Genomic DNA, 21,731 nt, shown 5'->3' with positions numbered 1-21,731 from the left:
GAAATGATCGTAAGCTGACGGCATGTCCGACGGTCGCCCCTCATGCACCTGCGTGATCTGCCGCGACTACGGGGACCGCGACCGCCTGGACAACTTCCAGCTCCGCACCATCGTGCACATCACCCAGTACGGGTGGAGCGTCGTCCTCGTCCACCCCGACGCCGACGGCCCCGGCTGGGCGTACACCATCGGGCTGTGGCACAGCCACCGCGCGCCCGAGCTGGCGATGTTCGGCGGCGACGTGTACGAGACCGAGGAGGTGCTCAACGCCCTCGGCCGGGAGGCGGCGGAGGGCCGGGCGCCCGCCGACGGCGAGCGCCGCGAGGGCGCCGTCCGCGGCCAGACCGCCGCGTTCCGCGCCGTCGACCCGCGCTGGTACGAGGGCCTGTTCCGCGGCGCGGTCGCCTTCTACCGCCGGCCGCCGCTGCCGTTCCTCCAGGTCGTCTGGCCCAACGCCGAGGGCCTGTTCCCCTGGCAGCCCGGCACCGACCTGCCGTTCCGGCACTCCCAGCCGTGGCTGTGGCTCGCCCCCACCCAGCATCCCGCCGGAGCCTGGACGCGCCGCCACACCGCCGGCCACGGCTGACCGGCCGCGCCGGGCAGTGCGACACCACGGACAGTGCGGGCACCACGGGAAGGGCGCACGACGAGCAGTGCCCGCGACGAGCGGTGCGCAGGGCGGGCAGGGCATACGATCGGCGGGTGTACGGGCCGATCGCCGAGACCATCCGGACCCAGCGCCTCGTCCTGGAGCCGCTGGCGGTCCACCACGCCGACGAGATGGCCCCCGTCCTGGACGACCCGCGCCTGCACGCCTACATCGGCGGCGAGCCCCTCACCCTCGACGAGCTCCGCGCCCGCTACGAGCACCTCGTCGCCGGGCCCGCCCCCTTCCACCAGGAGTACTGGCTCAACTGGATCGTCCGCCGCGCCCGCGACGGGCAGGCCGTCGGCTACGTCCAGGCGACCGTCACGCCCGCGCCCGGCGGGCCGCAGGCCGCGCTCGCCTGGGTGATCGGCATGCCCTACCAGGGGTTCGGCTTCGCCACCGAGGCCGCCCGCGCGCTGGCCGGCTGGCTCACCGGGCACGGCATCGCGGTGCTCACCGCCGCGATCCACCCCGCCAACCGGGCCTCGGCGTCCGTCGCGTCCCGCCTCGGGCTGCGCCCCACCGGCGAGACCGCCGACGGCGAGACGATCTGGCGCCTTCCCCGCGCGGACCCGCCTCCGTGACACTCTGATATCGCGCCGTGGCGGGCGGGCAAGGCGCGAGTAGTCCAGAATCGACGGGGAACGCGCTGCGGGGCAGGCGGCATCGGTCGGTCGACGAGAGGGAGCACATGCGGGAGGTCTGGCCCGGGGATCCGTACCCGCTGGGCGCCACCTGGGACGGCACCGGCACGAACTTCGCGCTGTTCTCGGAGGTGGCCCGGCGGGTCGAGCTGTGCCTGTTCGACGCCGACGGGACCGAGACCCGGCGCGACCTGCCCGAGGTGGACGGGTTCGTCTGGCACGGGTACCTGCCCGGCGTCGGCCCCGGGCAGCGCTACGGCTACCGGGTGCACGGCCCGTTCAGCCCCCGCGACGGGGACCGCTGCAATCCCGCGAAGCTGCTGCTCGACCCGTACGGCAAGGCCGTCGAGGGCGGCGTCCGCTGGCACGAGTCGCTGTTCTCCTACCGGTTCGACGACCCCGACGCGCTGAACGAGGACGACAGCGCCCCGTACATGCCGAAGAACGTCGTCGTGAACCCGTTCTTCGACTGGGGGGACGACCGGCCGCCGCGCGTCCCGTACCACGAGAGCGTGATCTACGAGGCGCACGTCAAGGGGCTGACGAAGCTGCACCCGGGCGTCCCGGAGGAGCAGCGCGGCACCTACGCGGGCCTCGGGCACCCGGTGATGATCGACCACCTGGTCGACCTCGGCGTGACGGCCGTCGAGCTGATGCCGGTGCACCAGTCGATCCCCGAGCACGCGCTCGTGGCGCGCGGACTGGACAACTACTGGGGCTACAACACGATCGGGTTCTTCGCCCCGCACAACTCCTACAGCTCGTCCGGGCAGGCCGGCGAGCAGGTACTGGAGTTCAAGGCGATGGTCCGCGCCCTGCACGAGGCGGGCATCGAGGTCATCCTGGACGTCGTCTACAACCACACCGCGGAGGGCGACCACCTCGGCCCGACGCTGTCGTTCCGCGGCATCGACAACGCGTCCTACTACCGGCTCCGCGACGACGACAAGCGCTACCACCTCGACTACACCGGCTGCGGCAACTCCCTCAACGTCCGCAACCCGCACGCGCTGCAGCTCATCATGGACTCGCTGCGCTACTGGATCCTGGAGATGCACGTCGACGGGTTCCGGTTCGACCTCGCCTCCGCGCTCGCCCGCGAGCTGCACGACGTCGACCGGCTCGCCGCGTTCTTCGACCTCGTCCAGCAGGACCCCGTCGTCTCCCAGGTCAAGCTGATCGCCGAGCCGTGGGACGTCGGCGAGGGCGGCTACCAGGTCGGCAACTTCCCGCCGCTGTGGACGGAGTGGAACGGCAAGTACCGCGACACCGTCCGCGACTTCTGGCGCGGCTCGTACGCGACGATGCCGGAGTTCGCGTCCCGGCTGACCGGGTCGTCGGACCTGTACGAGCACAGCGCGCGGCGGCCGTTCGCGTCCATCAACTTCGTGACCTGCCACGACGGGTTCACGCTGACCGACCTCGTCTCCTACGACCACAAGCACAACGAGGCCAACGGCGAGTCCAACCGCGACGGCACCGACGACAACCGGTCCTGGAACTGCGGGCAAGAGGGCCCGACCCGCGACCCCGGCGTGCTGGACCTGCGGGCCCGCCAGCGCCGCAACTTCCTCGCCACGCTGTTCCTGTCGCAGGGCGTCCCGATGCTGCTGCATGGCGACGAACTGGGCCGCACCCAGCGGGGCAACAACAACGCCTACTGCCAGGACAACGAGCTGGCGTGGGTGCACTGGGACGAGCCCGGCGACATGGAGTTCATCCGGATCGTGTCGCGGCTCCGCCACGACCATCCGGTGTTCCGGCGCCGCCGCTTCTTCACCGGCACCGGGACGGGCGCCGCCGCCGACATCGCCTGGCTGACGCCCGCCGGCGAGAGCATGACCGACGAGGACTGGAACGTCGGCTTCGCCAAGTCGCTGGGCGTGTTCCTCAACGGCGACGCCATCACCGAGCCCGACCCGCGGGGCCGCCGCGTCCGCGACGACTCGTTCCTGCTGCTGGTCAACGCCGGGTCCGACGCCGTCGAGTTCACCCTGCCCGGCGCGGAGTACGGCGAGCGCTGGGAGTTCGTCCTCGACACCGCCGACCCGGCCGGGGCCGGGGAGCGGCCCCGCGTCAAGGCCCGCGACGAGGTCTCCGTCCCGGACCGCTCCCTCACGGTGCTGCGCAGGGGCTGACACTCCGCAGGCGCGCCCGCGGGGGCCGGGTCCGGTTCCGCTGCCTCAAGTTCGGTTCCACTGCCTCAGGTTCGACTCACCTCCATGGCGGTGAGGAAGACCAGGACGAACGTGGTGACCGCGATCAGGCCGTGGAAGGCGACGGCGGCGGCCGGGAACGTCTGGTCGCGGCCGCGCGCGTGCCGGCCGCCGCCCCCGACGAGCCAGCGCGTCAGCAGCATGAACCCCTGGAGGATCACGACCAGCAGCGCGGCGAACGCGACCCAGGCGAACGCGGCGCGGCCGGTCGCCAGGTAGCCGATCCAGACGCAGAGGCCGACGGCGGCGGCCAGCGGATGCCCGATGACCACCAGGACCGGGAACCGGGTGACCTTCGTGCCCCGGCCTCCGCTCGTCAGCCATTTGATCAGCAGGTAGCCGCCGGCCGTGGCGGCGAGGACCCACGCGACGAGTGCGGCGAACTCCACCCCCCGCTCCTTTCGGTGCAGTTCTACGGTGTCCCCGCACCAAGTGTCGCGTGCCGATCGCCGCGCCATGACGGATTCGTGCATATTGCCGTACGCTGAGTGAGCAGAACGGTCAGATCGGCCTGTCCTGCGGGTGCAGTAACTTGTGACTTCTATGCGCACCCTGACGCCGTCCTCCGAGCCCGTCGACCTCATCGAGCGCTACGCCTACCCGCCGGGCGGCGGGACGTGGCTGCGCGCCAACATGGTCGCCAGCCTGGACGGGGCGGCGCAGCGCGACGAGCGCAGCGGCGGCCTCGGCAACGCCGCCGACCAGGAGCTGTTCCTGCTGCTGCGCGGGCTCGCCGACGCCGTGATCGTGGGCGCCGGGACGGTCCGCGCCGAGGGGTACGGGCCGGTCAAGGCGCGCGAGAGCTGGGGCTCGGTGCGCGACGGCCGGCCGCCGGTGCCGCCGCTCGCGGTCGTCTCCCGCACCCTCGACCTGGACTTCGACGCGCCCCTGTTCACCGAGGCGGCCGTCCCGACGATCGTGCTCACCGCCGCGGCCGCCGATCCGGCGCGGCTGCGGGCGGCGAAGGAGCGCGCGGACGTCATCGTCGCCGGCGACGAAGCGCTCGACTTCACGGTCGCCGTCCGCGAGCTGGCGGCGCGCGGGTTCCACCGGCTGCTGTGCGAGGGCGGCCCCTGGGTGCTGGCGCAGGTCGTGGAGGCCGGGCTGCTGGACGAGCTGTGCCTGACGCTCAGCCCGATGCTGCTCGCCGGGCACCCGGCGCGGATCCTGAACGGCCCGCCGTTCCCCGTCCCTGCGGAGTTCCGGCTCGGGCACGCGCTGGAGGAGGACGACTTCCTGTTCCTGCGCTACGCGCGCAGCCGGTAGCGGACGAACAGGACGCCCTCGTCCAGGTGGACGGCCACCGGCTCGACGGGGACCTCGGCGTCGAGGACGCCGAGGAGGCGCGTGTGGCGCGGGCTGCCGAGGAGCGCGGGCGCGATGTTGAGGCACAGCTCGTCCACCAGTGACGCCCGGATGAGCGCGGTGGCCAGTGCCGGACCGCCCTCGCAGAGCAGGTGCTCGTGGCCGAGGTCCTCGCGCAGGACGCGCAGGGCCTCGGGGAGGTCGACGTCGTCGTCCCCTGCCGCGACCACCGGGATCCCGGACGGGACGGCGTCCCGCGCGCGCTCTGTCGTCACCACGATCGTCGGTGTCTCCGCTTCGGTGAACAGCGGGAGCGTCCAGTCGAGATCGAGGGAGCGGCTCACCACGGCGATGGGCGCGGGCGGGCCGCCCCGGCGCGCGCGCAGGTCCGGGCGTAGGCGGGCGGGGCCGAGCCGCCCGGTGCGGGCGGTGGCGGCACCCACGAGGATCGCGCCGGCGAGCGCCCGGAGCGTCCGGAACACCCGGAAGTCGGCGGCGCCGCCGATGCCGTCGGTCCAGCCCTCGGCGTCGGTGACCGACCCGTCGGCGCTCATCACCATGCCGAGCCGCAGCGCGGGGGCGTCGCCGTACGCCTCGTACGGGTCGATGTCCTCGGCGGTGGGTCCGGGCAGCAGACGGCGCATGACCTGCAGGTTACCGAGCCCCCGATGCTCCGTTCTGTCGGTGCCGGGGCGCAAGATGGGGGGCATGGACCTGCCGATCAGCCCGCCGCTGCCGCCGATGCTGGCCAAGGCCGTCAAGACCATGCCCCAGGGCGACCTGCTCTACGAGCCGAAATGGGACGGCTTCCGCTGCATCGTCTTCCGCGACGGCGACGAGGTGGAGCTGTCGAGCCGCGGCGAGAAGCCGCTGACCCGGTACTTCCCCGAGGTGGTCGAGGCGGTGAAGCGGGAGCTGCCCGAGCGGTGCGTGGTGGACGGCGAGATCGTCGTGCCGCGCGGCACCCGCCTCGACTTCGACACCCTGCAGCAGCGCATCCATCCGGCCGCGTCGCGGATCAAGCTGCTGTCGGAGGAGACGCCCGCCTCGTTCATCGCGTTCGACCTGCTGGCCCTCGGCGACGAGTCGCTGATGGAGACGCCGCTCGGCGAGCGCCGCCGCCGGCTGGTCGAGACCCTGGCGGGGGCGAAGGCGCCGATCCACGTGACGCCCGCGTCCGACTCCTACGAGCTGGCGCTGCGCTGGTTCGAGGAGTTCGAGGGCGCCGGGCTCGACGGCGTGATCGCCAAGCCGCGCGACACCGAGTACCAGCCCGACAAGCGGGTGCTGTTCAAGGTCAAGCACGAGCGCACGTGCGACTGCGTGGTGGCCGGCTTCCGCTGGCACAAGTCCGGGCCGATCGTCGGGTCGCTGCTGCTCGGCCTGTACAACTCCGAGGGCAACCTGCAGCACGTCGGCGTGGCGGCCTCGTTCACCATGAAGCGCCGCGCCGAGCTGGTCGAGGAGCTCCAGCCCTACCGGATGGAGGACCTCTCCGGCCATCCGTGGGCGGAGTGGGCGCGGCAGGACGAGGCGACCGCCGACCGCATGCCCGGCGCCGTCTCCCGCTGGACCGGCAAGAAGGACCTGAGCTGGGTGGCGCTGCGTCCGGAGCTGGTGGTCGAGGTGGCGTACGAGGCGATGGAGGGCAGCCGGTTCCGGCACACGGCCCGGTTCCGCAACTGGCGCCCCGACCGCACTCCCCGGTCCTGCACTTATGAGCAGCTCGAGGTGCCGGTGGCCTACGACCTCGACGACATCCTCAGCGGCCCCGCCACCAGCCCCCGCGCCGATCGGTGACGCGGGGGCGGGGCGGGTTCCGGGTCAGGGGCGGGTTCCGGGTCAGGGCTGGGTCTCGTTGCGGATGGTCTGGTCGATGAGGGACCGGTCCGACTTCGCGGCCGTCTTCGATGCGGCGTAGGGGCGCAGGTAGGTCTGCTTGACGCCGGGGACGCGGTCCTCGATGACGAACGTCGCCTTGGTCGACACCGGGGAGCCCGGCGTCCGGACGGACGCGACCGTCCGGAAGTCGGCCTTCATCTCCTCCTTGCCGATCCTCGTCAGCACGTACCCACGCTGGTTGTTGTAGAACTTCAGGTGCGGGTTGATCGCCAGGAAGGGCTGGCTCGCGGGGTCGGAGTCGGCGCCGTCGCCGGTGGTGCTGATGGACGAGCACACCAGCTCCGAGCCGACCGTCGCCGAGTCGGGGTCGTCGTAGTCCGCCTTGAGGTCGCTCGCCCAGTGCGCGTGGACGTCGCCGGTGAGCACGACGGGGTTGCGGACGCCGGCGTCCACCCAGCCCTTGGTGATGCGGTCGCGGGAGGCGACGTAGCCGTCCCAGGCGTCCATGGAGGTCTTCTTGACGGGTCCGGCGGTGTTGTCGCGCTGGGCGAAGAAGACCTGCTGGCCGAGGACGTCCCAGCGGGCGGCCGACTTGCGGAACCCGTCGATCAGCCACTTCTCCTGCGCGGCGCCGGTGATGCTGCGCTCGGGGTCGGCGGCCTCGGGGCAGTCCTTGTAGCCGTCGCCGCAGCCCTGGTCGTCGCGGAACTGGCGGGTGTCGAGCATGTGGAAGGTGGCCAGTTTGCCCCAGCGGACCCGCCGGTAGATCTGCATGTCGGGGCCGTGCGGGATCGAGGAGCGGCGCAGCGGCATGTTCTCGTAGTACGCCTGGAACGCGGCGGCGCGGCGGGCGCGGAACGCCTCGTAGGTCGGGGTGTCGGAGCCTTCCTCGGGGATGTAGCCGGCCCAGTTGTTCTCGACCTCGTGGTCGTCGAAGACGACGAGCCACGGCGCGGCGGCGTGCGCGGCCTGCAGGTCGGTGTCGGCCTTGTACTGGGCGTGCCGCTGCCGGTAGTTCGCCAGCGTGACGGTCTCGGGGCCGTCGTGGTCGCGGACGTTGCCGCCGGACGCGACGTACACGCCCTTCTTGTACTCGTACTGGTAGTCGCCGAGGTGCAGGACCAGGTCGGGGTGGTCCTCGGCGAGCCGCCGGTAGGAGGTGAAGTAGCCGTGCTCGTACTGGGCGCACGAGACGAAGGCCATCGTGAGGGCGGGGCCGAACGAGTCGGCGCGCGGGGAGGTGAGGGCGCGGCCGACGGGTGAGACGTGGTTCCCGGTGCGGAAGCGGTACCAGTAGTCGCGGCCGTGCCGCAGGCCCTTCAGCTCGACGTGGACGGAGTGGGCCGCCTCGGGGCGGGCGGTGGCGATGCCGCGCCGTTCGATCCGCTTGAACCGCTCGTCGGCTGCGACCTCCCACTTCACCTGGACGGGCGTGGACGGCATGCCGCCGAGCCCGTCGTCGGCGTGCGGGTCGAGGGCGAGCCGCGTCCACAGGACGAAGCCGTCGGGGGCGGGGTCGCCGGAGGCGACGCCGAGGGTGAACGGGTCGCCGGGCGCCGCGGTCCGCAGCCGGGGGGCGGCCTGGGCGATGCCGGGGGCGGCGAGGACGCCGGCCGTCAGGCCGCCGGCGACGAGGAAGGATCTCCTGCTCAGGGGGCGTGCGAGTTCGGCCATGGGGGGGCGGTGACCTTTCGGAGGTTGTCCGGGGTGATCGCCGGAAAGCCTCATCGCGGCCGATGACCGTGGGGCACCGCGCGGATGACGTCCACCGCAACAGAGATGATCTTTTGCGTCCCGCGGGCGAGCGCGGGCAGGCGGTGCTACGCTGGCGACTTACGAACTGCGCACAACAAACCGCATCCTATGAATAGGAGTGTAGCCGAGGCATGGGACTCCGTCAAGCCGAATCTGTCAAGCCCGCCGGCGCGGAAGCCGCCCGGCAGGCCGCCGTGCGCACCGAGCAGGAGTACGTGAACCGCCTGTACGGGCGGCTGGACGAGGAGCGGAGCAGGGCCGAGGCGGCGCTGCGGCAGGGTCCGGCGGCGGGCGGCGGGAGCGTGCTGCAGGCCCGGGTGGAGAGCGCCGTCGTGACGGAGGAGGCCGCGCGGCGGCTGGCCCGGCTGAACGGGGTCGAGGAGGGGCTCTGCTTCGGCCGCGTCGACCACGTCGCCGATGCCGACGGCCCCGGCGACACCTTCTACATCGGCCGGATCGGGCTGCGCGACGCCGAGCACGAGCCGATGCTGATCGACTGGCGCGCGGCGGCGGCGCGCCCGTTCTACACCGCGTCCCCGGGGGCGCCCGGGACGGTCGCGCGCCGCCGCCACCTGCACCTGCGGCACCGCGAGGTCGTCCGGCTGGACGACGAGGTGTTCGACCTGGAGGGGCTGGACGAGGCCGAGCGCCGCGGGCTCGTCGGCGAGGCGGCGCTGCTGGCCACCCTCCGCCGCGGCCGCACGGGCCGGATGAGCGACGTCGTCGCGACCATCCAGGAGGAGCAGGACCAGGTCATCCGGTCGGCGCTGCAGGGCGTGCTCGTCGTGCAGGGCGGTCCCGGCACCGGCAAGACGGTCGCCGCGCTGCACCGCGCCGCCTACCTCCTCTACACGCACCGCGACGTGCTGGAACGGCGCGGCGTGCTCATCGTCGGCCCGAACGCGACGTTCCTGCGCTACATCGAGCAGGTCCTCCCCGGTCTCGGCGAGACCGACGTCGTCCTCGCCACGGTCGGCGAGCTGCACCCGGGGCTGAAGGCGACCGCGGCTGACGAGCCCGCCGTCGCCGTCGTGAAGGGCTCCGAGCGGATGGTCCGGTTCGTCGAGGCCGCCGTCGCCGACCGGCAGTGCGCCCCGCCGGACGGCCTGCGCGTCGAGTACGACGGCCTGACCCTGCGCGTGGACGCAGAGAAGTGCGCGGCCGTCCGGGACGCCGCCCGCGGCCTGCGGCTGCCGCACAACGTGCAGCGGCGGCGGTTCGTCCACGACCTGCTGGAGGCCCTCGCCTACGACCGGGCCGAGCAGTACGACCGGATCATGGACGAGCCGCTCGACGAGCTGACCAGGTCCGGCCAGCTGCCCGGCTGGCTCCAGGAGCTGATCGACGAGTCCGCCGACGAGCCGCTGCTGGACGAGACGGACCTGCGCCTGGCCAAGGAGGCGCTCTGGCACGACCCCGCCGTCCGCGGGGCGATCGACGCGCTGTGGCCGGAGCTGACCCCCGAGCGGCTCCTGTCCGACCTGTACTCCGACCCGGAGCGCCTCGACCGCGTCGCCGCCGCGGCCGGCCTGGACCCCGCCGAAGCGGCCCTCCTGCGCCGCCCCGCCAGCGCGCCCTGGACGGTCTCGGACGTCCCGCTCCTCGACGAGGCCGCCGAGCTGCTCGGCAAGGACGACTCCGCCGAGCGCGCCCGCCGCCGCGCCGCCGACGCGGCCCGCGCCGAGGAGGCCCGCTACGCCGCGGAGGTCATGCAGACGACCGGCGGCACCGACATGATCCCCATCGAGGACCTGATCTCCGCGAGCGAGCTGGCCGAACGCCACGGCGACGGCGGCCCGCCCCTCACCACCGCGCAGCGCGCCATGGCCGATCGCCAGTGGGCCTACGGCCACGTCATCGTCGACGAGGCGCAGGAGCTGTCGGAGATGGCCTGGCGGACGGTGATGCGCCGCGTCCCGACCCGTTCCCTGACCGTCGTCGGCGACATCGCGCAGACCGGCAGCGCGGCGGGCGCCGCGTCCTGGGGGCAGATGCTCGACCGGTACGTCCCGGGCCGCTGGCGGGAGCAGCGGCTGATGGTGAACTACCGCACGCCCGCCGCCATCATGCGGGTCGCGTCCGAGGTCCTGGCGTCCGTCGCCCCGGACCAGACGCCGCCCGAGTCCGTCCGCGACGACGGGCCGCCGCCCCGCGCGGTCGAGCTGCCCGTCGACGGGCTGCCCGGGCTCGTCGCCGAGGAGCTGGCCGGGTTCGGCGACGGCGCGGAGGGCCGCCTCGCGATGATCACGTCGGCGGCCCGGCACGCGCGGGTCCGCGCCGTCCTGCCGGACGCCGCGGTCGGCGCCACGCCCGAGGCCCTCGACTCCCCCTCGGTCGTGCTGACCGCCGAGGAGGCCAAGGGCCTGGAGTTCGACTCGGTCATCGTCGTCGACCCGGCGGGGATCCTCGCCGAGTCCCCGAAGGGCGGCCAGGACCTCTACGTGGCCCTCACCCGCCCGACCCGCCGCCTGACGATCGTGCACGACGGCGACCTGCCGCCGCTGCTCAGCGGGAGCCTCGCAGCCGGGTGAGGGTCTCGGTCAGCTCGGCGGTGATGACGCGGCCGGCGGCGGCGGGGTCGCCGGCGCGGATCGCCTCGACGAGGGCGGCGTGCGCGGCGCGGCCGTGCGCCTCGTCGGACGCCCGGACGTCGACCAGGGCGACCAGGTCGAGGAGGCCGGCGCGCAGCACCGGGACGAACTCGGCGTGCAGGTCGACCAGGACGGGGTTGTGCGCGGCGGCGATCACGGCGGCGTGCAGGGCGATGTCGGCGTCCAGGAAGTCCTCCAGGGACGGGCCGGCGAACGCCTCGTCGCGGGCGGCGAGGGCGGCGTCGAGCGCGGCGAGGTCGGCGTCGGTGCGGCGCTCGGCGGCCAGCTCGGCGGCGCGGACCTCGATCATCATCCGGATCTCGTAGACATCGGTGACGGAGGCGCGGCGGAGCCGGGCGGCGAAGTCCTCGTCCGGTTCGGTGGCGGTGACGAAGACACCGGCGCCCTGCCGGGCCTGGACGAGGCCGGCCCCGGCGAGGGCGCGCAGCGCCTCGCGGACGGTGGAGCGGCCGACGCCGAGCTCCCTGGCGAGCGTGGTCTCGCCGGGGAGCCGGGTGCCGACCGGCCAGGAGCCGTCGGTGATCTGGTCGCGGAGCCGCTGGGCGGCCTGCTCGACGAGCGGGCTGCGGCGGAGCGGGCCGAGCGGCATGCGGTGGTGTCCTTTCCGGGCGGGCGTCCTACGCTAGCGCCTCCCGCGTACCGCTCAGCTTGTCTGAGGAGCTGAGGTGTGGCTAGAGTGACCGGCATGGCGTGGCAGGCCCTCCTTCTCGGCCGCCGCGGCGGGGCCTGATCCGACCGGCACCCCGCCGCGGGGTCAGGTGCTGCCGGTCGTCCGGCAACGGCGAGGAGACCGCCATGAACGAGCCCACCAGGACCGCCTTCCCCACGCTGCGCACCCCGTCCGGCCCCCTGGCCGACGGCGCGCCCTTCTGGAACCCGCAGCGCGGCAGCGCCATGCCGTCGCACCGCTACCGGTCCGTCCACGACCGGGTGCCGTCGCCCGTGCCCGAGATCGAGCGGACCTGGCCGTCGCGGCGGATCGAGCAGGCGCCGCTGTGGGTGCCGGTCGACCTGCGCGACGGCAACCAGGCGCTGGCCGAGCCGATGGACCCGGCCCGCAAGCGCCGCATGTTCGACCTCTTCGTGACGATGGGGTTCAAGGAGATCGAGGTCGGCTACCCGTCGGCGAGCCGGACCGACTTCGACTTCGTCCGGCACCTGGCGACGTCGGGCGCCGTCCCCGACGACGTGACGCCCGTGGTGTTCACGCCCGCGCGCCGCGACCTGATCGAGCGGACGTTCGCGTCCATCGAGGGCATGCCGCGCGCGGTCGTCCACCTGTACACCGCCACCGGGCCGGCGTGGCGCGACGTGGTGCTGCGGCAGGACCGCGACGGGGTCCGCGGGCTGATCCTGGACGGGGCGGCGGACGTCGCGCGGCTCGCCGGGGACCGCCCGGGCGTGCGGTTCGAGTTCTCGCCCGAGACGTTCAACTTCACCGAGCCGGAGTACGCGCTGGAGGTATGCGACGCGGTCACGGAGCTGTGGGACGCCTCCCCGGACCGCCCGGTCGTGCTGAACCTGCCGGCGACCGTGGAGATCGCGACGCCGAACGTGTACGCCGACCAGATCGAGTTCATGCACCGGAACGTGGCCCGGCGGGACGCGGTGATCCTGTCGGTGCACCCGCACAACGACCGCGGGACGGGCGTGGCGTGCGCGGAGCTGGCGGTGCTGGCCGGCGCGCAGCGGGTCGAGGGCTGCCTGTTCGGCAACGGCGAGCGGACCGGGAACGTCGACCTGGTCACGCTCGCGCTGAACCTGCACGCGCAGGGCGTCGACCCCCGCGTGGACTTCGCCGACATCGACGAGATCCGGCGCACGGTGGAGCACTGCAACCGGCTGCCCGTCCACGAGCGGCACCCGTACGGCGGCGACCTGGTGTACACCGCGTTCTCCGGCACCCACCAGGACGCGATCTCCAAGGGGATGGCGCACCACGCCGCGCGGGCGGCGGAGCTGGGCGTCCCGGCGGAGGAGGCGCCCTGGGAGGTGCCGTACCTGCCGATCGACCCGGCCGACGTGGGGCGCGGCTACGAGGCGGTCATCCGGGTGAACAGCCAGTCGGGCAAGGGCGGCATCGCGTACCTGCTGCGCACCGGGTACGGCCTGGAGCTGCCGCGCCGCCTGCAGATCGAGTTCTCGCGGGTCGTCCAGCAGGCGACGGACGGCAGCGGCGAGGAGATCACCGCCGCCGAGCTGTGGGAGCTGTTCCGCGCCGAGTACGTCGACCGGGCGGGCCCGGTCGCGCTCACCGGATGGCGGACGTCCCACACCGGCCCCGGCCGGCACGACTTCACCGGCGTGCTGCGCGTGGACGGCCGCGAGGAGGAGTACACCGGGTCCGGAAACGGCCCCCTGGCGGCGCTCGCCGACGCGCTGGCGGCCGCGGGCGTGAAGGTGGACGTGCTGCAGTACACCGAGCACGCGACCGAATCAGGCCACGACTCCCCCGCGGTCGCCTACGCCGAGTGCCGCGTCGACGGCGTGGCGAGCTGGGGCGCCGGGCGCGACACGTCCGTCCTCACCGCGTCCGTGCAGGCGGTGCTGTCGGCCGTGAACCGCGCCAAGGCCGGCTAGTCGCGGCGCCGGAGCGGGCGCCGCCAGGACAGGCCCGTCCCGGGGATGCGGAACGTCATCTCGCGGCGCCCGTCGGCCGACCGGCTGTACCGGGCGCCGCGAACCCCGACACTGTGCCCGACGCCCCTCTTCGAGAAGTTGAGGCGGAAAGGCCCCTTGCGTAGCGATTTCCGGTAACTCCAACCCATGATCGGCAGGATGCCCGGCCGGTGGGCCGGAAACGTCCGGCCCCTGTCCGGACCGTCCGGGATCCGCATTAGGGACGGTCCCTCTCGTCCGGCTCCCGGGACGCAAGAGCAATTCGTGCCCAAATCCGGCCGGAGTTCGCCGGAGCGGCGCCCTTTACGCGGCGCCGCTCCGCGAGGAGCCTGTGCCCCCGTAGAGATCATCCGCTCATACGGAGGTGCGGGTTGGCCAGGCGATCCCTGAGACGGACCCGGCGGACGGCGGCGCTCGCCGTGCTCACCGGCGCGGCGGTCGCCGTCGCCGGCGGCGGCGCGACGGCCATGGCCCGGACCGTCCCCAAGATCGTGGTGAAGGACGGCGTCACGCAGCCGGTCTTCTCCTACAAGGACGCGATCCGCGAGCACGTGTACGTACAGTCGAGCGTCGACAGCGACCGGGACGGCAAGCCGGACCGCATCAATGTCGACATCATCCGGCCCAAGGAGACCGAGCAGGGCCTCAAGGTGCCGGTCATCATGGACGAGAGCCCGTACTACGACAACGTCGGGCGCGGCAACGAGAGCGAGAAGAAGACCTACGACGCCAACGGGAACCCGGTGAAGTTCCCGCTGTTCTACGACAACTACTTCGTCCCGCGCGGCTACGCGTTCCTCGCGGTGGACATGGACGGGACGACCCGCTCGGACGGCTGCCCGGTCAGCGGCGGCCCGTCCGACGTCCTCGGCGGCAAGGCCGTCGTCGACTGGCTCAACGGCCGCGCCAAGGCGTTCAAGGCGGACGGCACCCCGGTCAAGGCGACCTGGACGACCGGCCACACCGGCATGATCGGCAAGTCGTACGACGGGACGCTCGCCAACGGCGTCGCCGCGACGGGCGTGCGGGGGCTCGACACGATCGTCCCGATCTCCGCGATCAGCAGCTGGTACGACTACAGCCGCATGAACGGCGTGAAGTACTGGACGGACGAGCAGCCCGGCCTCGCCGACGTCGTCGACACCGACCCGCCCGAGAAGTGCGCCGCGGTCAACGCCGGTCTCGACGAGGGCGAGGACGACGCGACCGGGAACTACAACGCCTACTGGAAGACGACGAACTACCTGCGCGGGACCGTCACGCACGTCGGCGCCGTCCACGCGAGCATCTTCGCCGTCCACGGCGTCAACGACCTGAACGTCAAGGACAACCAGTTCGCGCAGTGGTGGCAGGCGCTCGCGCAGCGCGGCGTCACCCGGAAGGTGTGGCTGCACCAGCGCGGCCACGTCGACCCGTTCGACATCCGCCGCGACGACTGGGTGAACACGCTGCACAAGTGGTTCGACCACGAGCTGATGAAGGTCCCCAACGACGTGCTGAAGCAGCCGCGCGCCGACATCGAGGTGGGCCCGGACCAGTGGATCACCCAGTCGGACTGGCCGGCGAAGGGCGCGCGGACCACCGTCCTGCGGCCCGGCGCGGACGGCTCGCTCGGTGACCGCCGCGCCGCGACGGGCACGACCGCGTCGTTCACCGACGCCGCCGGCCCGCAGGACCTCGGCTACACCGAGGGCGACATGGTCTCGGACCCGACGACCGCGAAGCCGTTCCGGCTCGCGTTCACGTCGGGCCCGCTGCAGCAGACGGGACGGCTGTCCGGCACCCCGGACGTGCGGCTGTCGGTCAAGCTCGACAGGCCGACCTCGAACGTGACTGCGCTGCTCGTCGACTACGGCACCGACACCCGCGTCGACTACCTCGGCGACGGCTCGGGCATCACGACCCTGACCACCGAGGACTGCCACGGCGAGAGCGCACCGGGCGACGACGCCTGCTACAAGCAGACCAAGGTCGCCACGGTCACCTCGGACGTGAACGTGGTCGGGCGCGGCTGGCTGGACGTGCAGAACGCCTCGTCCCTGAGCGACCCGAAGCCGGTCACGCCCGGCAAGTACTACGGCATTCGCTGGCAGACACTCAGCCAGGAGTACATGCTCAAGAAGGGCCACCGCCTCGCGCTGGTGCTGGCCGGGACCGACGCCGACAACAACACCGAGACGCCGACCGGCGCGACGGTCACGGTCGACCTGTCGGCCAGCTCGATCCGCTTCCCGGTCGTCGCCGGGCAGGACGGGGCGAGCGCGCTGGACGTCCCCGCGCCGAAGACCACCTGGCACGGGCCGTCCAACGTGACCCTGCCGCGCCAGGACCGCACGCTGTACTGATCCGCCCCATCTCCGGACCGGTGAGGCCGCCGCACCCGCACCCCGGGCGCGGCGGCCTCGCCGCATCCCGAGCGCGGCGGGTTCAGCGGGGCGCGGCCTCGGCCGGGCGTTCCACGGGCAGGGGCGCCTCCACGCTGAGGACGAAGCCGTCACCGGTCCGCTCCGCCGTCAGCACCCCGCCCCGCGCCGCGACGCGCTCGCCGAGGCTGGGCAGGCCGATGCCGCCCGGCCCCGCCCGTTCCACCGCGGGGACGGCGGGCGGCCCGTCCACCCCGTCGTTGGTGAGCCGCAGCCGCGCGACGCCGTCGATGACGGCCGCCTCGATCGAGCAGCGGGTGGCGCGGCTGTGCCGCAGGATGTTGGTGACCCCCTCGCGCAGGACGGTCGCGAGGACGGTGTCGAGGTCGGCCGGCAGGTCCGCGACGTCCACCGCGTGCGCGACCTCGATGCCCACCGCGGCGAGCGTCGCCCGCGCCTCCCCCGCCTCCGCCGCGACCGACATGTCCCGGTAGCCGCTGGTCACGCCGGTCATGTCGGCGAGCGCCAGGCGGGACATGCCGAGGGCCTCCGCGAGCTGGCGGCGGGCCTCGTCCGGCCTGGCGGCCGCGAGGCGGGCGGCCACCTCGTTCTTCACCACGACCGTGGACAGGCTGTATCCGAGCAGGTCGTGCAGGTCCCGGGAGAACCGCAGCCGCTCCTGCGCGACCGCCGCGGCGGCCATCTCCTCGCGCGCGTCCTGCAGCGTCGCGGTGAACCCGGCCATCCGCGCCAGGCCGTACACCAGGGCCGCGCGTTCGGCCGTCCAGACGACGAAGTAGGCGGTGCCCCAGTGCGCGGTGCCCCAGATGCCGAACGGGACGTCCTGGCACACCAGCAGGGCGGCGACCGGCCACCGCAGCCGGCGCCCCAGCAGCACCGCCGCCGCGCCCGGCAGGAACGGCAGGACGGCCCAGGTCGTCGGCCCGTAGAACGGCATCGGCGCGAACGTCAGGACGACCAGCCCGCCGAGGACCCCGTACCGTCGCACGGCGCCCAGCGGACGCCCGTACGCCCGCAGGCACCCGTACACGTACAGCGCGGCGTACGCGGCGAGCAGCAGCACGAACAGCGCCGCCGACCATGCGGAGTGCCCGCCGCGCGCCAGGAACCGCAGCGGATACGGGACGATCATCAGTCCGAGCGTCGCGGCGCCCAGCCCCGCGACCGTCCGGGCGGTGAGGTCCCCGGCGACGGTCCGCGCCCGCGCCGGCTCGGCCGGGGCGTCCAGCCGGGCGAGGTACTCGTGGGCGACCCGGCGGGTCGTGGCGAGGGCCGTGCGGGCCCCGCGCACCCCGTCGTCCAGCAGGTCGCGCGCCTCGTCCGGTCGCTCCCCGATCAGCGTGAGCGCGTGCTCGCCCCGCTCGATCGTCCCGGCCAGCGCGACGCCGATGTTCTCCTGGAGCCGCCGTGTGAACGCCAGCCGCTCCCGGGCGACCCGCGCCGCGGGCAGCGCCCGGAGGGTCTCCTCCAGCGCGGCCACCAGGTCGGCCAGCCGCGCCATGCCGTAGACGGCGACGCCGACGAACGCGGCCTGCCCGACGAGGAAGTACAGGGCCTCGGCGACCGTGGGGCGCTCGGCCAGCGACAGCGGCAGGTCCGCGGCGAGCACCGCGCCGAACCCGGCCCACGCGAGCCGTCCGGGACGGACGAGCAGCAGGACCGCCCCGCACAGGAACCCGACGTTCCCGTACCAGGTCGACGAGTACCAGATCATCGGGACGAACGTCAGGACGGCCTGCGCGGCCAGCGTCCACCGCCAGCCGGCGGGCCTGCCGCCGTCCAGCCGCCGCACGCAGTTGCGCAGGTGCAGCGCGAGCAGCGCGGCGAGCAGCACCAGCGGCACGACACGCCGGGACGGCGGCATGCCGGACGTCATGATCCCGACGAACCCGCCGAAGAAGAACCCGATCGTCACGATCGCGATGACGGCCTGCGCCACACGCGGGACGACGGCCGCCACACGCTGCATGGCGGAAATCTACCCTTACCTTGGGCAATGTCCGGGTTTGATCGCTACACGGTGACCCGCTGCCCCGGGTCGAGCAGGTGGAACCCGCCGGCGAACCCGGCGAAGGCCGCCGCCAGGGTGTCGCGCCCCTGCGAGAAGTGCGCCCAGCCCTCGAAGTGCAGCGGGACGACCTGCCGGGCGCCGAGGATCGCGGCGGCCTCGGCCGCCCCGGCGCTGCCCAGCGTCAGCTCGCCGTCCAGCAGCGGCGTGCGGGCGGCCCCGGCGAACAGCAGCGCCACGTCGAACGGCGCGAACCGCGCCGCGATCTCCCGCACCACGTCCAGGGACGCGTTGTCGCCGCTCACGTAGGTGGTGGGCAGCCCGTCGCCGGTCAGCACGAACCCGGTGACCGGGCCGGTCAGGTGCTCGGTGCCGTCCGGACCGTGCAGCGCGGGCACCGCGGTGATCCGCAGGACTCCCCCGCCGGGGCGCGCCAGCTCGGCGTCCCCCCAGGTCGGCAGCGCGCGGACGGTGCCGCCGAGCCGGTCCGCGGCCGCCTGCGTGGACAGCGTCAGCGGCGCCCGCGCCACGTAGGCGCGGCCCCCGTCGTCCAGGTTGTCGGGGTGCTGGTCGTGCGAGAGCAGCACCGCGTCGACCGGGCCGACCTCGTCCGGCCCGGCGACCGCGTCCATCGTCTTGGTCAGCGCCCGGTCGCCGACCGGATGCTCGCCGGCCGCGTCGAACGTCGGGTCGACCAGCAGCCGCAGGCCGCCGGTCTCCAGGACCGCCGTCGGCCCGCCCAGATACCGGACCGTCAGGGACTCGGTCATCGCCCTCACCTCATGATCGTCGTCGGCACGCGTCCGATCATGAAAGCCGGCGGGCGCGCCGGGAATTCCCGGGTCAGGACCGGTTCCCGGTGTCCTTGCTGGGCTGCACCCGCTTCGGCTCGCCCGGCATCTTCGGGTAGTTGGGCGGGTACGGCATGTCGCCGAGGCCGTGGTCGCGCTCGTCGCGGTCGGCCAGCTCCAGCAGCCCGTCCAGGGAGAACGCCTCGTCGTCGATCGACGCGTGCAGGTCGCCGACCTTCGCGAACCGCTCCGGCATGGTGGCGATCGTGAAGTCGCGCGGGTCGACGTCGGCCAGCTCGTCCCAGGTCACCGGCACCGAGACGGGCGCGTGCGGGGCCGGCCGGACGCTGTAGGCCGACGCGATCGTCCGGTCGCGGGCGTTCTGGTTGAAGTCGATGAAGACCTGCTCGCCCCGCTCCTCCTTCCACCACCGGGTGGTGACCTCGTCGGGGACGCGGCGCTCCACCTCGCGGCCGAACGCCAGCGCCGCCCGGCGCACCTCGGTGAACGTCCAGCGCGGCTCGATCCGCACGTAGATGTGCACGCCGCCCTTGCCGGAGGTCTTCACGAACCCCGTCATGCCCAGCTCGGACAGCAGGTCGCGGGCCGGGCCGAGCGCGACCCGCACGGCGTCGGAGAAGTCGGTCCCGGGCTGGGGGTCGAGGTCGATGCGCAGCTCGTCCGGGTGGTCGACGTCGCCGTCGCGGACGGGCCACGGGTGGAACGTCAGCGTGCCGAGGTTCGCCGCCCAGGCGATCACCGCGACCTCGGTCGGCCGGACCTCGTCGGCGAACCGCCCGCTGGGGAAGGCGATCCGGGACGTCCGCACCCAGTCGGGGGCGCCCTTGGGCACGCGCTTCTGGTAGAACGCGTCGGACCTGCCCGCGCCGAAGCCCGCCTGGCCGCGCGCGTAGTCCTCCCGGGTGGCCATCTTCGCGCCCTCGAAGACGCCGGCCGGCCAGCGCTCCAGCGTGGTGGGCCGGTCGCGGGTGGCCCGCAGGATGCCCTCCCCCACGGCGATGTAGTACTCCACGAGCTGCCGCTTGGTGTAGCCGTGCTCGGGGAAGTAGACCTTGTCGGGATTGGTCACCTTGACGAGCCGATCCCCTACCGGGATCTCGATGAAGGGCGAGGCCATGACTGCACGTTAACCCAGGGATACGACAGTCTCCGGGAGCGGCCTCTCCGGGTACCTTCGAAGCATGGAGAAGATCCGCAAGAGCGAGGAAGAGTGGCGGGCCCGGCTCAGCCCCGAGGAGTTCCACGTGCTCCGCGAGGCGGGCACCGAGAAGCCCTTCACCGGCGAGTACACCGACACCAAGACCGTCGGCGTCTACCGTTGCCGCGCCTGCGGGACGGAGCTGTTCCGGTCGGAGACCAAGTTCGAGAGCCACTGCGGCTGGCCGTCGTTCTACGCGCCGTCCGACTCCGACGCGGTCACCCTGATCGAGGACCGCTCGCTCGGCATGGTGCGGACCGAGGTGCGCTGCGCCGTCTGCGACTCGCACCTCGGCCACGTGTTCCACGGTGAGGGCTACGCCACCCCGACCGACGACCGGTACTGCATCAACTCGGTGTCGCTCACGCTCGAACCCGCCGAATGACCGCAACCGCGGGCACGCTCCGCGCGTCCTAAGGACGACGACGCGCCCGCGGGAGGCCATCATGGGCGAGGACGGTCCGTACGAGAGCGAGCACGGTCCCTACGAGATCGCGTTCCTGACCGGAGGCGCCGTCCGGGTCGCCCAGACGGCCCTGGTCGCCCTGCACGAGGGGCGGCGCGTCCGCGTGTCCCGGGGGACGCACCGGGTGCAGGCCGTGAACCGGGAGGCGGACGACGCGGTCCAGGCCGCGCTCCTGGCGCTCGTCCCCGGCACGGGCATCCTGCTGGGGGACCTCCTCCAGGGGGCCGCCGCGTCGGAGGAGGTCCGCGCCATCGGGGAGGCGCTCAAGGAGGCGGGACTGGTCCGGGGCGGCCTGCGCGGCGCGCTCCGCCCCACCCGAGCCGGCCGGGCGGCGCGGAACCGGGCCGTCGAGGACGTCCCGCCGGACGGCCCGGGACGCTGCGCCGCCCTGGGCCCGGACGGCGTCGAGGACGCCAGGCTCCGCGAGATCCTGCTGACCAGGGACCCGAAGCCGCTGAAACTGGACCAGGGCCGCAGGCACGGCCACCAGAACCTGGAATCCAGCAACCTCTCGGACAACCAGTACGGCCTCTGACCGGGCCGATACGGGCCCCAGCCGGGCCTAGGGGGTGTCGGGGACCTTGCAGTCGTCGGAGTCGCTCTGCTTGTTGGCGAGGACGACGCTGCCGTTGTCGCTGCTCTTGCCGTGCACGAACACGCGCGGCTCGTCGTCGCCGCCGTCCTTGAGGTAGCCGACCGTCCACTCGCAGAGGGAGACGGCGGACGTGGAGTTCTCGTCGTCCTCGCCGAGGTCGGTGTAGACCCGGACGAACGTCCCGCTGCGCCGCACGTCCTTGACGTGCTTGACGATCTCGCCGCCCGGGTCCTTGGACCGCAGGTACGGCAGGGCCTCGGAGGAGAGCTCGTCGGGATCGCCGGAGTCGCCGACCGCGGCGAGGGTCGCTCCGGCGGAGGACGGTGCGGACCGGGCCGTGTGCGCGGCGGCGGCCGCCCTCGGCGCGGTGCCGGAGCCGCCGCCGGTCAGCGCCACCGCGGCGAGCGAGGCCACGACCGCCAGCGACGCGCCGCCCGCGCCCACCGCGACGAGGCGGCGCCGCCTGGACGCCGCCGCGAGCATCCGGTTCCAGCGGGTGGACAGCTCGGACGGCGGCTTGGCGTGCCGCCCGCGGGAGGCACCGGCGGGAGTCTCGTTCACGGGCGGCACTTTACTGGCGTTGCGTCCGGATTCTGGGCGGATCCTGGGATCTATACGTTCCCGTC

At 73.4% G+C, this 21,731-nt stretch carries 19 protein-coding genes; 10 read left to right on the top strand and 9 right to left on the bottom strand.

Going from position 1 to position 21,731, the window contains the following annotated elements; genetic code table 11:
* Nucleotides 1-22: 22 nt before the first annotated feature.
* The 3 genes from ABT299_RS28045 to glgX all read left to right on the top strand — a co-directional run bounded on the left by ABT299_RS28045 (nucleotide 23) and on the right by glgX (nucleotide 3,431).
* Nucleotides 23-586, top strand: coding sequence for a DUF4262 domain-containing protein (locus ABT299_RS28045; RefSeq protein ID WP_190857317.1), 564 nt, complete (start codon nucleotides 23-25; stop codon nucleotides 584-586).
* Nucleotides 587-702: 116 nt separating this feature from the next.
* Complete coding sequence (locus ABT299_RS28040; protein ID WP_433151306.1) at nucleotides 703-1,233, top strand: GNAT family N-acetyltransferase; 531 nt, start codon at nucleotides 703-705, stop codon at nucleotides 1,231-1,233.
* Nucleotides 1,234-1,340: 107 nt separating this feature from the next.
* Complete coding sequence (gene glgX / locus ABT299_RS28035; protein ID WP_190857321.1) at nucleotides 1,341-3,431, top strand: glycogen debranching protein GlgX; 2,091 nt, start codon at nucleotides 1,341-1,343, stop codon at nucleotides 3,429-3,431.
* Nucleotides 3,432-3,496: 65 nt separating this feature from the next.
* Here the strand turns inward: glgX and ABT299_RS28030 are convergent, their stop codons facing one another.
* The gene (locus ABT299_RS28030; protein WP_387023878.1) at nucleotides 3,497-3,898 is read right to left on the bottom strand and encodes a hypothetical protein; all 402 of its coding nucleotides are present in this window, start codon (nucleotides 3,896-3,898) and stop codon (nucleotides 3,497-3,499) included.
* 154 nt (nucleotides 3,899-4,052) lie between these two features.
* Between ABT299_RS28030 and ABT299_RS28025 the strand changes: the two genes are divergently transcribed.
* The gene (locus ABT299_RS28025) at nucleotides 4,053-4,775 is read left to right on the top strand and encodes a pyrimidine reductase family protein (protein ID WP_387023880.1); all 723 of its coding nucleotides are present in this window, start codon (nucleotides 4,053-4,055) and stop codon (nucleotides 4,773-4,775) included.
* Here ABT299_RS28025 and ABT299_RS28020 read toward each other — a convergent pair.
* Entirely contained in the window at nucleotides 4,757-5,458 is a 702-nt protein-coding gene (locus ABT299_RS28020; RefSeq protein WP_500252531.1) for a dihydrofolate reductase family protein, read from the bottom strand. The two genes, ABT299_RS28025 and ABT299_RS28020, sit on opposite strands and share 19 nt — an antisense overlap.
* Before the next feature lie 64 nt (nucleotides 5,459-5,522).
* On the opposite strand from ABT299_RS28020, the gene ABT299_RS28015 reads away from it, so the two are divergent.
* On the top strand, nucleotides 5,523-6,614 hold the full coding sequence (locus tag ABT299_RS28015; protein WP_387023884.1) for an ATP-dependent DNA ligase: 1,092 nt from the start codon (nucleotides 5,523-5,525) through the stop codon (nucleotides 6,612-6,614).
* A 42-nt stretch (nucleotides 6,615-6,656) separates the two neighbouring features.
* On the opposite strand, the gene ABT299_RS28010 is transcribed toward ABT299_RS28015, so the two are convergent.
* Entirely contained in the window at nucleotides 6,657-8,330 is a 1,674-nt protein-coding gene (locus ABT299_RS28010) for an alkaline phosphatase D family protein (protein WP_500252530.1), read from the bottom strand.
* Between the two features lie 212 nt (nucleotides 8,331-8,542).
* Between ABT299_RS28010 and ABT299_RS28005 the strand changes: the two genes are divergently transcribed.
* Nucleotides 8,543-10,942 carry a HelD family protein gene (locus ABT299_RS28005; protein ID WP_500252529.1) on the top strand — a complete coding sequence of 800 codons (2,400 nt, stop codon included), beginning with the start codon at nucleotides 8,543-8,545 and terminating at the stop codon, nucleotides 10,940-10,942.
* Here the strand turns inward: ABT299_RS28005 and ABT299_RS28000 are convergent.
* On the bottom strand, nucleotides 10,917-11,612 hold the full coding sequence (locus ABT299_RS28000; protein WP_190857338.1) for a FadR/GntR family transcriptional regulator: 696 nt from the start codon (nucleotides 11,610-11,612) through the stop codon (nucleotides 10,917-10,919). The genes ABT299_RS28005 and ABT299_RS28000 overlap by 26 nt on opposite strands.
* Before the next feature lie 305 nt (nucleotides 11,613-11,917).
* Here ABT299_RS28000 and leuA point away from each other — a divergent pair, with 305 nt between their 5' ends.
* Nucleotides 11,918-13,603, top strand: coding sequence for a 2-isopropylmalate synthase (gene leuA, locus ABT299_RS27995; RefSeq protein ID WP_500252537.1), 1,686 nt, complete (start codon nucleotides 11,918-11,920; stop codon nucleotides 13,601-13,603).
* On the opposite strand, the gene ABT299_RS27990 is transcribed toward leuA, so the two are convergent.
* Nucleotides 13,600-13,791: a DUF4236 domain-containing protein gene (locus tag ABT299_RS27990; RefSeq protein WP_190857340.1), complete on the bottom strand. Its 192-nt coding sequence runs from the start codon at nucleotides 13,789-13,791 to the stop codon at nucleotides 13,600-13,602. The two genes, leuA and ABT299_RS27990, sit on opposite strands and share 4 nt — an antisense overlap.
* A gap of 222 nt (nucleotides 13,792-14,013) precedes the next feature.
* Here ABT299_RS27990 and ABT299_RS27985 point away from each other — a divergent pair, with 222 nt between their 5' ends.
* Nucleotides 14,014-15,987: a Xaa-Pro dipeptidyl-peptidase gene (locus tag ABT299_RS27985; RefSeq protein ID WP_500252528.1), complete on the top strand. Its 1,974-nt coding sequence runs from the start codon at nucleotides 14,014-14,016 to the stop codon at nucleotides 15,985-15,987.
* Nucleotides 15,988-16,069: 82 nt separating this feature from the next.
* Here ABT299_RS27985 and ABT299_RS27980 read toward each other — a convergent pair whose 3' ends face one another.
* The 3 genes from ABT299_RS27980 to ABT299_RS27970 all read right to left on the bottom strand — a co-directional run bounded on the left by ABT299_RS27980 (nucleotide 16,070) and on the right by ABT299_RS27970 (nucleotide 19,963).
* Entirely contained in the window at nucleotides 16,070-17,995 is a 1,926-nt protein-coding gene (locus ABT299_RS27980) for a sensor histidine kinase (protein ID WP_500252527.1), read from the bottom strand.
* A 44-nt stretch (nucleotides 17,996-18,039) separates the two neighbouring features.
* Nucleotides 18,040-18,804 (bottom strand): MBL fold metallo-hydrolase, encoded by a 765-nt coding sequence (locus ABT299_RS27975; protein WP_500252526.1) that lies wholly within the window; start codon nucleotides 18,802-18,804, stop codon nucleotides 18,040-18,042.
* A 73-nt stretch (nucleotides 18,805-18,877) separates the two neighbouring features.
* A complete protein-coding gene (locus ABT299_RS27970) occupies nucleotides 18,878-19,963 on the bottom strand; it encodes a DNA polymerase domain-containing protein (RefSeq protein ID WP_500252525.1) in 1,086 nt (361 codons plus the stop codon).
* 64 nt (nucleotides 19,964-20,027) lie between these two features.
* On the opposite strand from ABT299_RS27970, the gene msrB reads away from it, so the two are divergent.
* Both msrB and ABT299_RS27960 read left to right on the top strand, forming a co-directional pair.
* A complete protein-coding gene (msrB, locus tag ABT299_RS27965; protein ID WP_433151264.1) occupies nucleotides 20,028-20,429 on the top strand; it encodes a peptide-methionine (R)-S-oxide reductase MsrB in 402 nt (133 codons plus the stop codon).
* A complete protein-coding gene (locus tag ABT299_RS27960; RefSeq protein ID WP_500252524.1) occupies nucleotides 20,353-21,045 on the top strand; it encodes a TIGR04222 domain-containing membrane protein in 693 nt (230 codons plus the stop codon). Before msrB ends, ABT299_RS27960 begins: the two co-directional genes overlap by 77 nt.
* A gap of 27 nt (nucleotides 21,046-21,072) precedes the next feature.
* On the opposite strand, the gene ABT299_RS27955 is transcribed toward ABT299_RS27960, so the two are convergent.
* Complete coding sequence (locus ABT299_RS27955) at nucleotides 21,073-21,666, bottom strand: hypothetical protein (RefSeq protein WP_500252523.1); 594 nt, start codon at nucleotides 21,664-21,666, stop codon at nucleotides 21,073-21,075.
* Between the last annotated feature and the right edge of the window lie 65 nt (nucleotides 21,667-21,731).

Origin of the sequence: Spirillospora sp. NPDC000708 (genome assembly GCF_040299565.1) — a bacterium.
Lineage (GTDB): Bacteria > Actinomycetota > Actinomycetes > Streptosporangiales > Streptosporangiaceae > Spirillospora.
Note: the sequence above shows the minus strand (reverse complement) of the source record. Positions and strands in the feature narration are given on the sequence as shown.

What these genes read in the sequence shown, in the direction of transcription:
- ABT299_RS27980 (WP_500252527.1), bottom strand. Translation starts at nt 17,995, where the DNA reads ATGCAGCGTGTGGCGGCCGTCGTCCCGCGTGTGGCGCAGGCCGTCATC.
- ABT299_RS27975 (WP_500252526.1), bottom strand. Translation starts at nt 18,804, where the DNA reads ATGACCGAGTCCCTGACGGTCCGGTATCTGGGCGGGCCGACGGCGGTC.
- ABT299_RS28005 (WP_500252529.1), top strand. Translation starts at nt 8,543, where the DNA reads ATGGGACTCCGTCAAGCCGAATCTGTCAAGCCCGCCGGCGCGGAAGCC.
- glgX (WP_190857321.1), top strand. Translation starts at nt 1,341, where the DNA reads ATGCGGGAGGTCTGGCCCGGGGATCCGTACCCGCTGGGCGCCACCTGG.
- ABT299_RS28020 (WP_500252531.1), bottom strand. Translation starts at nt 5,458, where the DNA reads ATGCGCCGTCTGCTGCCCGGACCCACCGCCGAGGACATCGACCCGTAC.
- ABT299_RS28025 (WP_387023880.1), top strand. Translation starts at nt 4,053, where the DNA reads ATGCGCACCCTGACGCCGTCCTCCGAGCCCGTCGACCTCATCGAGCGC.
- leuA (WP_500252537.1), top strand. Translation starts at nt 11,918, where the DNA reads ATGCCGTCGCACCGCTACCGGTCCGTCCACGACCGGGTGCCGTCGCCC.
- ABT299_RS28045 (WP_190857317.1), top strand. Translation starts at nt 23, where the DNA reads ATGTCCGACGGTCGCCCCTCATGCACCTGCGTGATCTGCCGCGACTAC.
- ABT299_RS27970 (WP_500252525.1), bottom strand. Translation starts at nt 19,963, where the DNA reads ATGGCCTCGCCCTTCATCGAGATCCCGGTAGGGGATCGGCTCGTCAAG.
- ABT299_RS27990 (WP_190857340.1), bottom strand. Translation starts at nt 13,791, where the DNA reads ATGGGTTGGAGTTACCGGAAATCGCTACGCAAGGGGCCTTTCCGCCTC.
- ABT299_RS28015 (WP_387023884.1), top strand. Translation starts at nt 5,523, where the DNA reads ATGGACCTGCCGATCAGCCCGCCGCTGCCGCCGATGCTGGCCAAGGCC.
- msrB (WP_433151264.1), top strand. Translation starts at nt 20,028, where the DNA reads ATGGAGAAGATCCGCAAGAGCGAGGAAGAGTGGCGGGCCCGGCTCAGC.
- ABT299_RS28010 (WP_500252530.1), bottom strand. Translation starts at nt 8,330, where the DNA reads ATGGCCGAACTCGCACGCCCCCTGAGCAGGAGATCCTTCCTCGTCGCC.
- ABT299_RS28000 (WP_190857338.1), bottom strand. Translation starts at nt 11,612, where the DNA reads ATGCCGCTCGGCCCGCTCCGCCGCAGCCCGCTCGTCGAGCAGGCCGCC.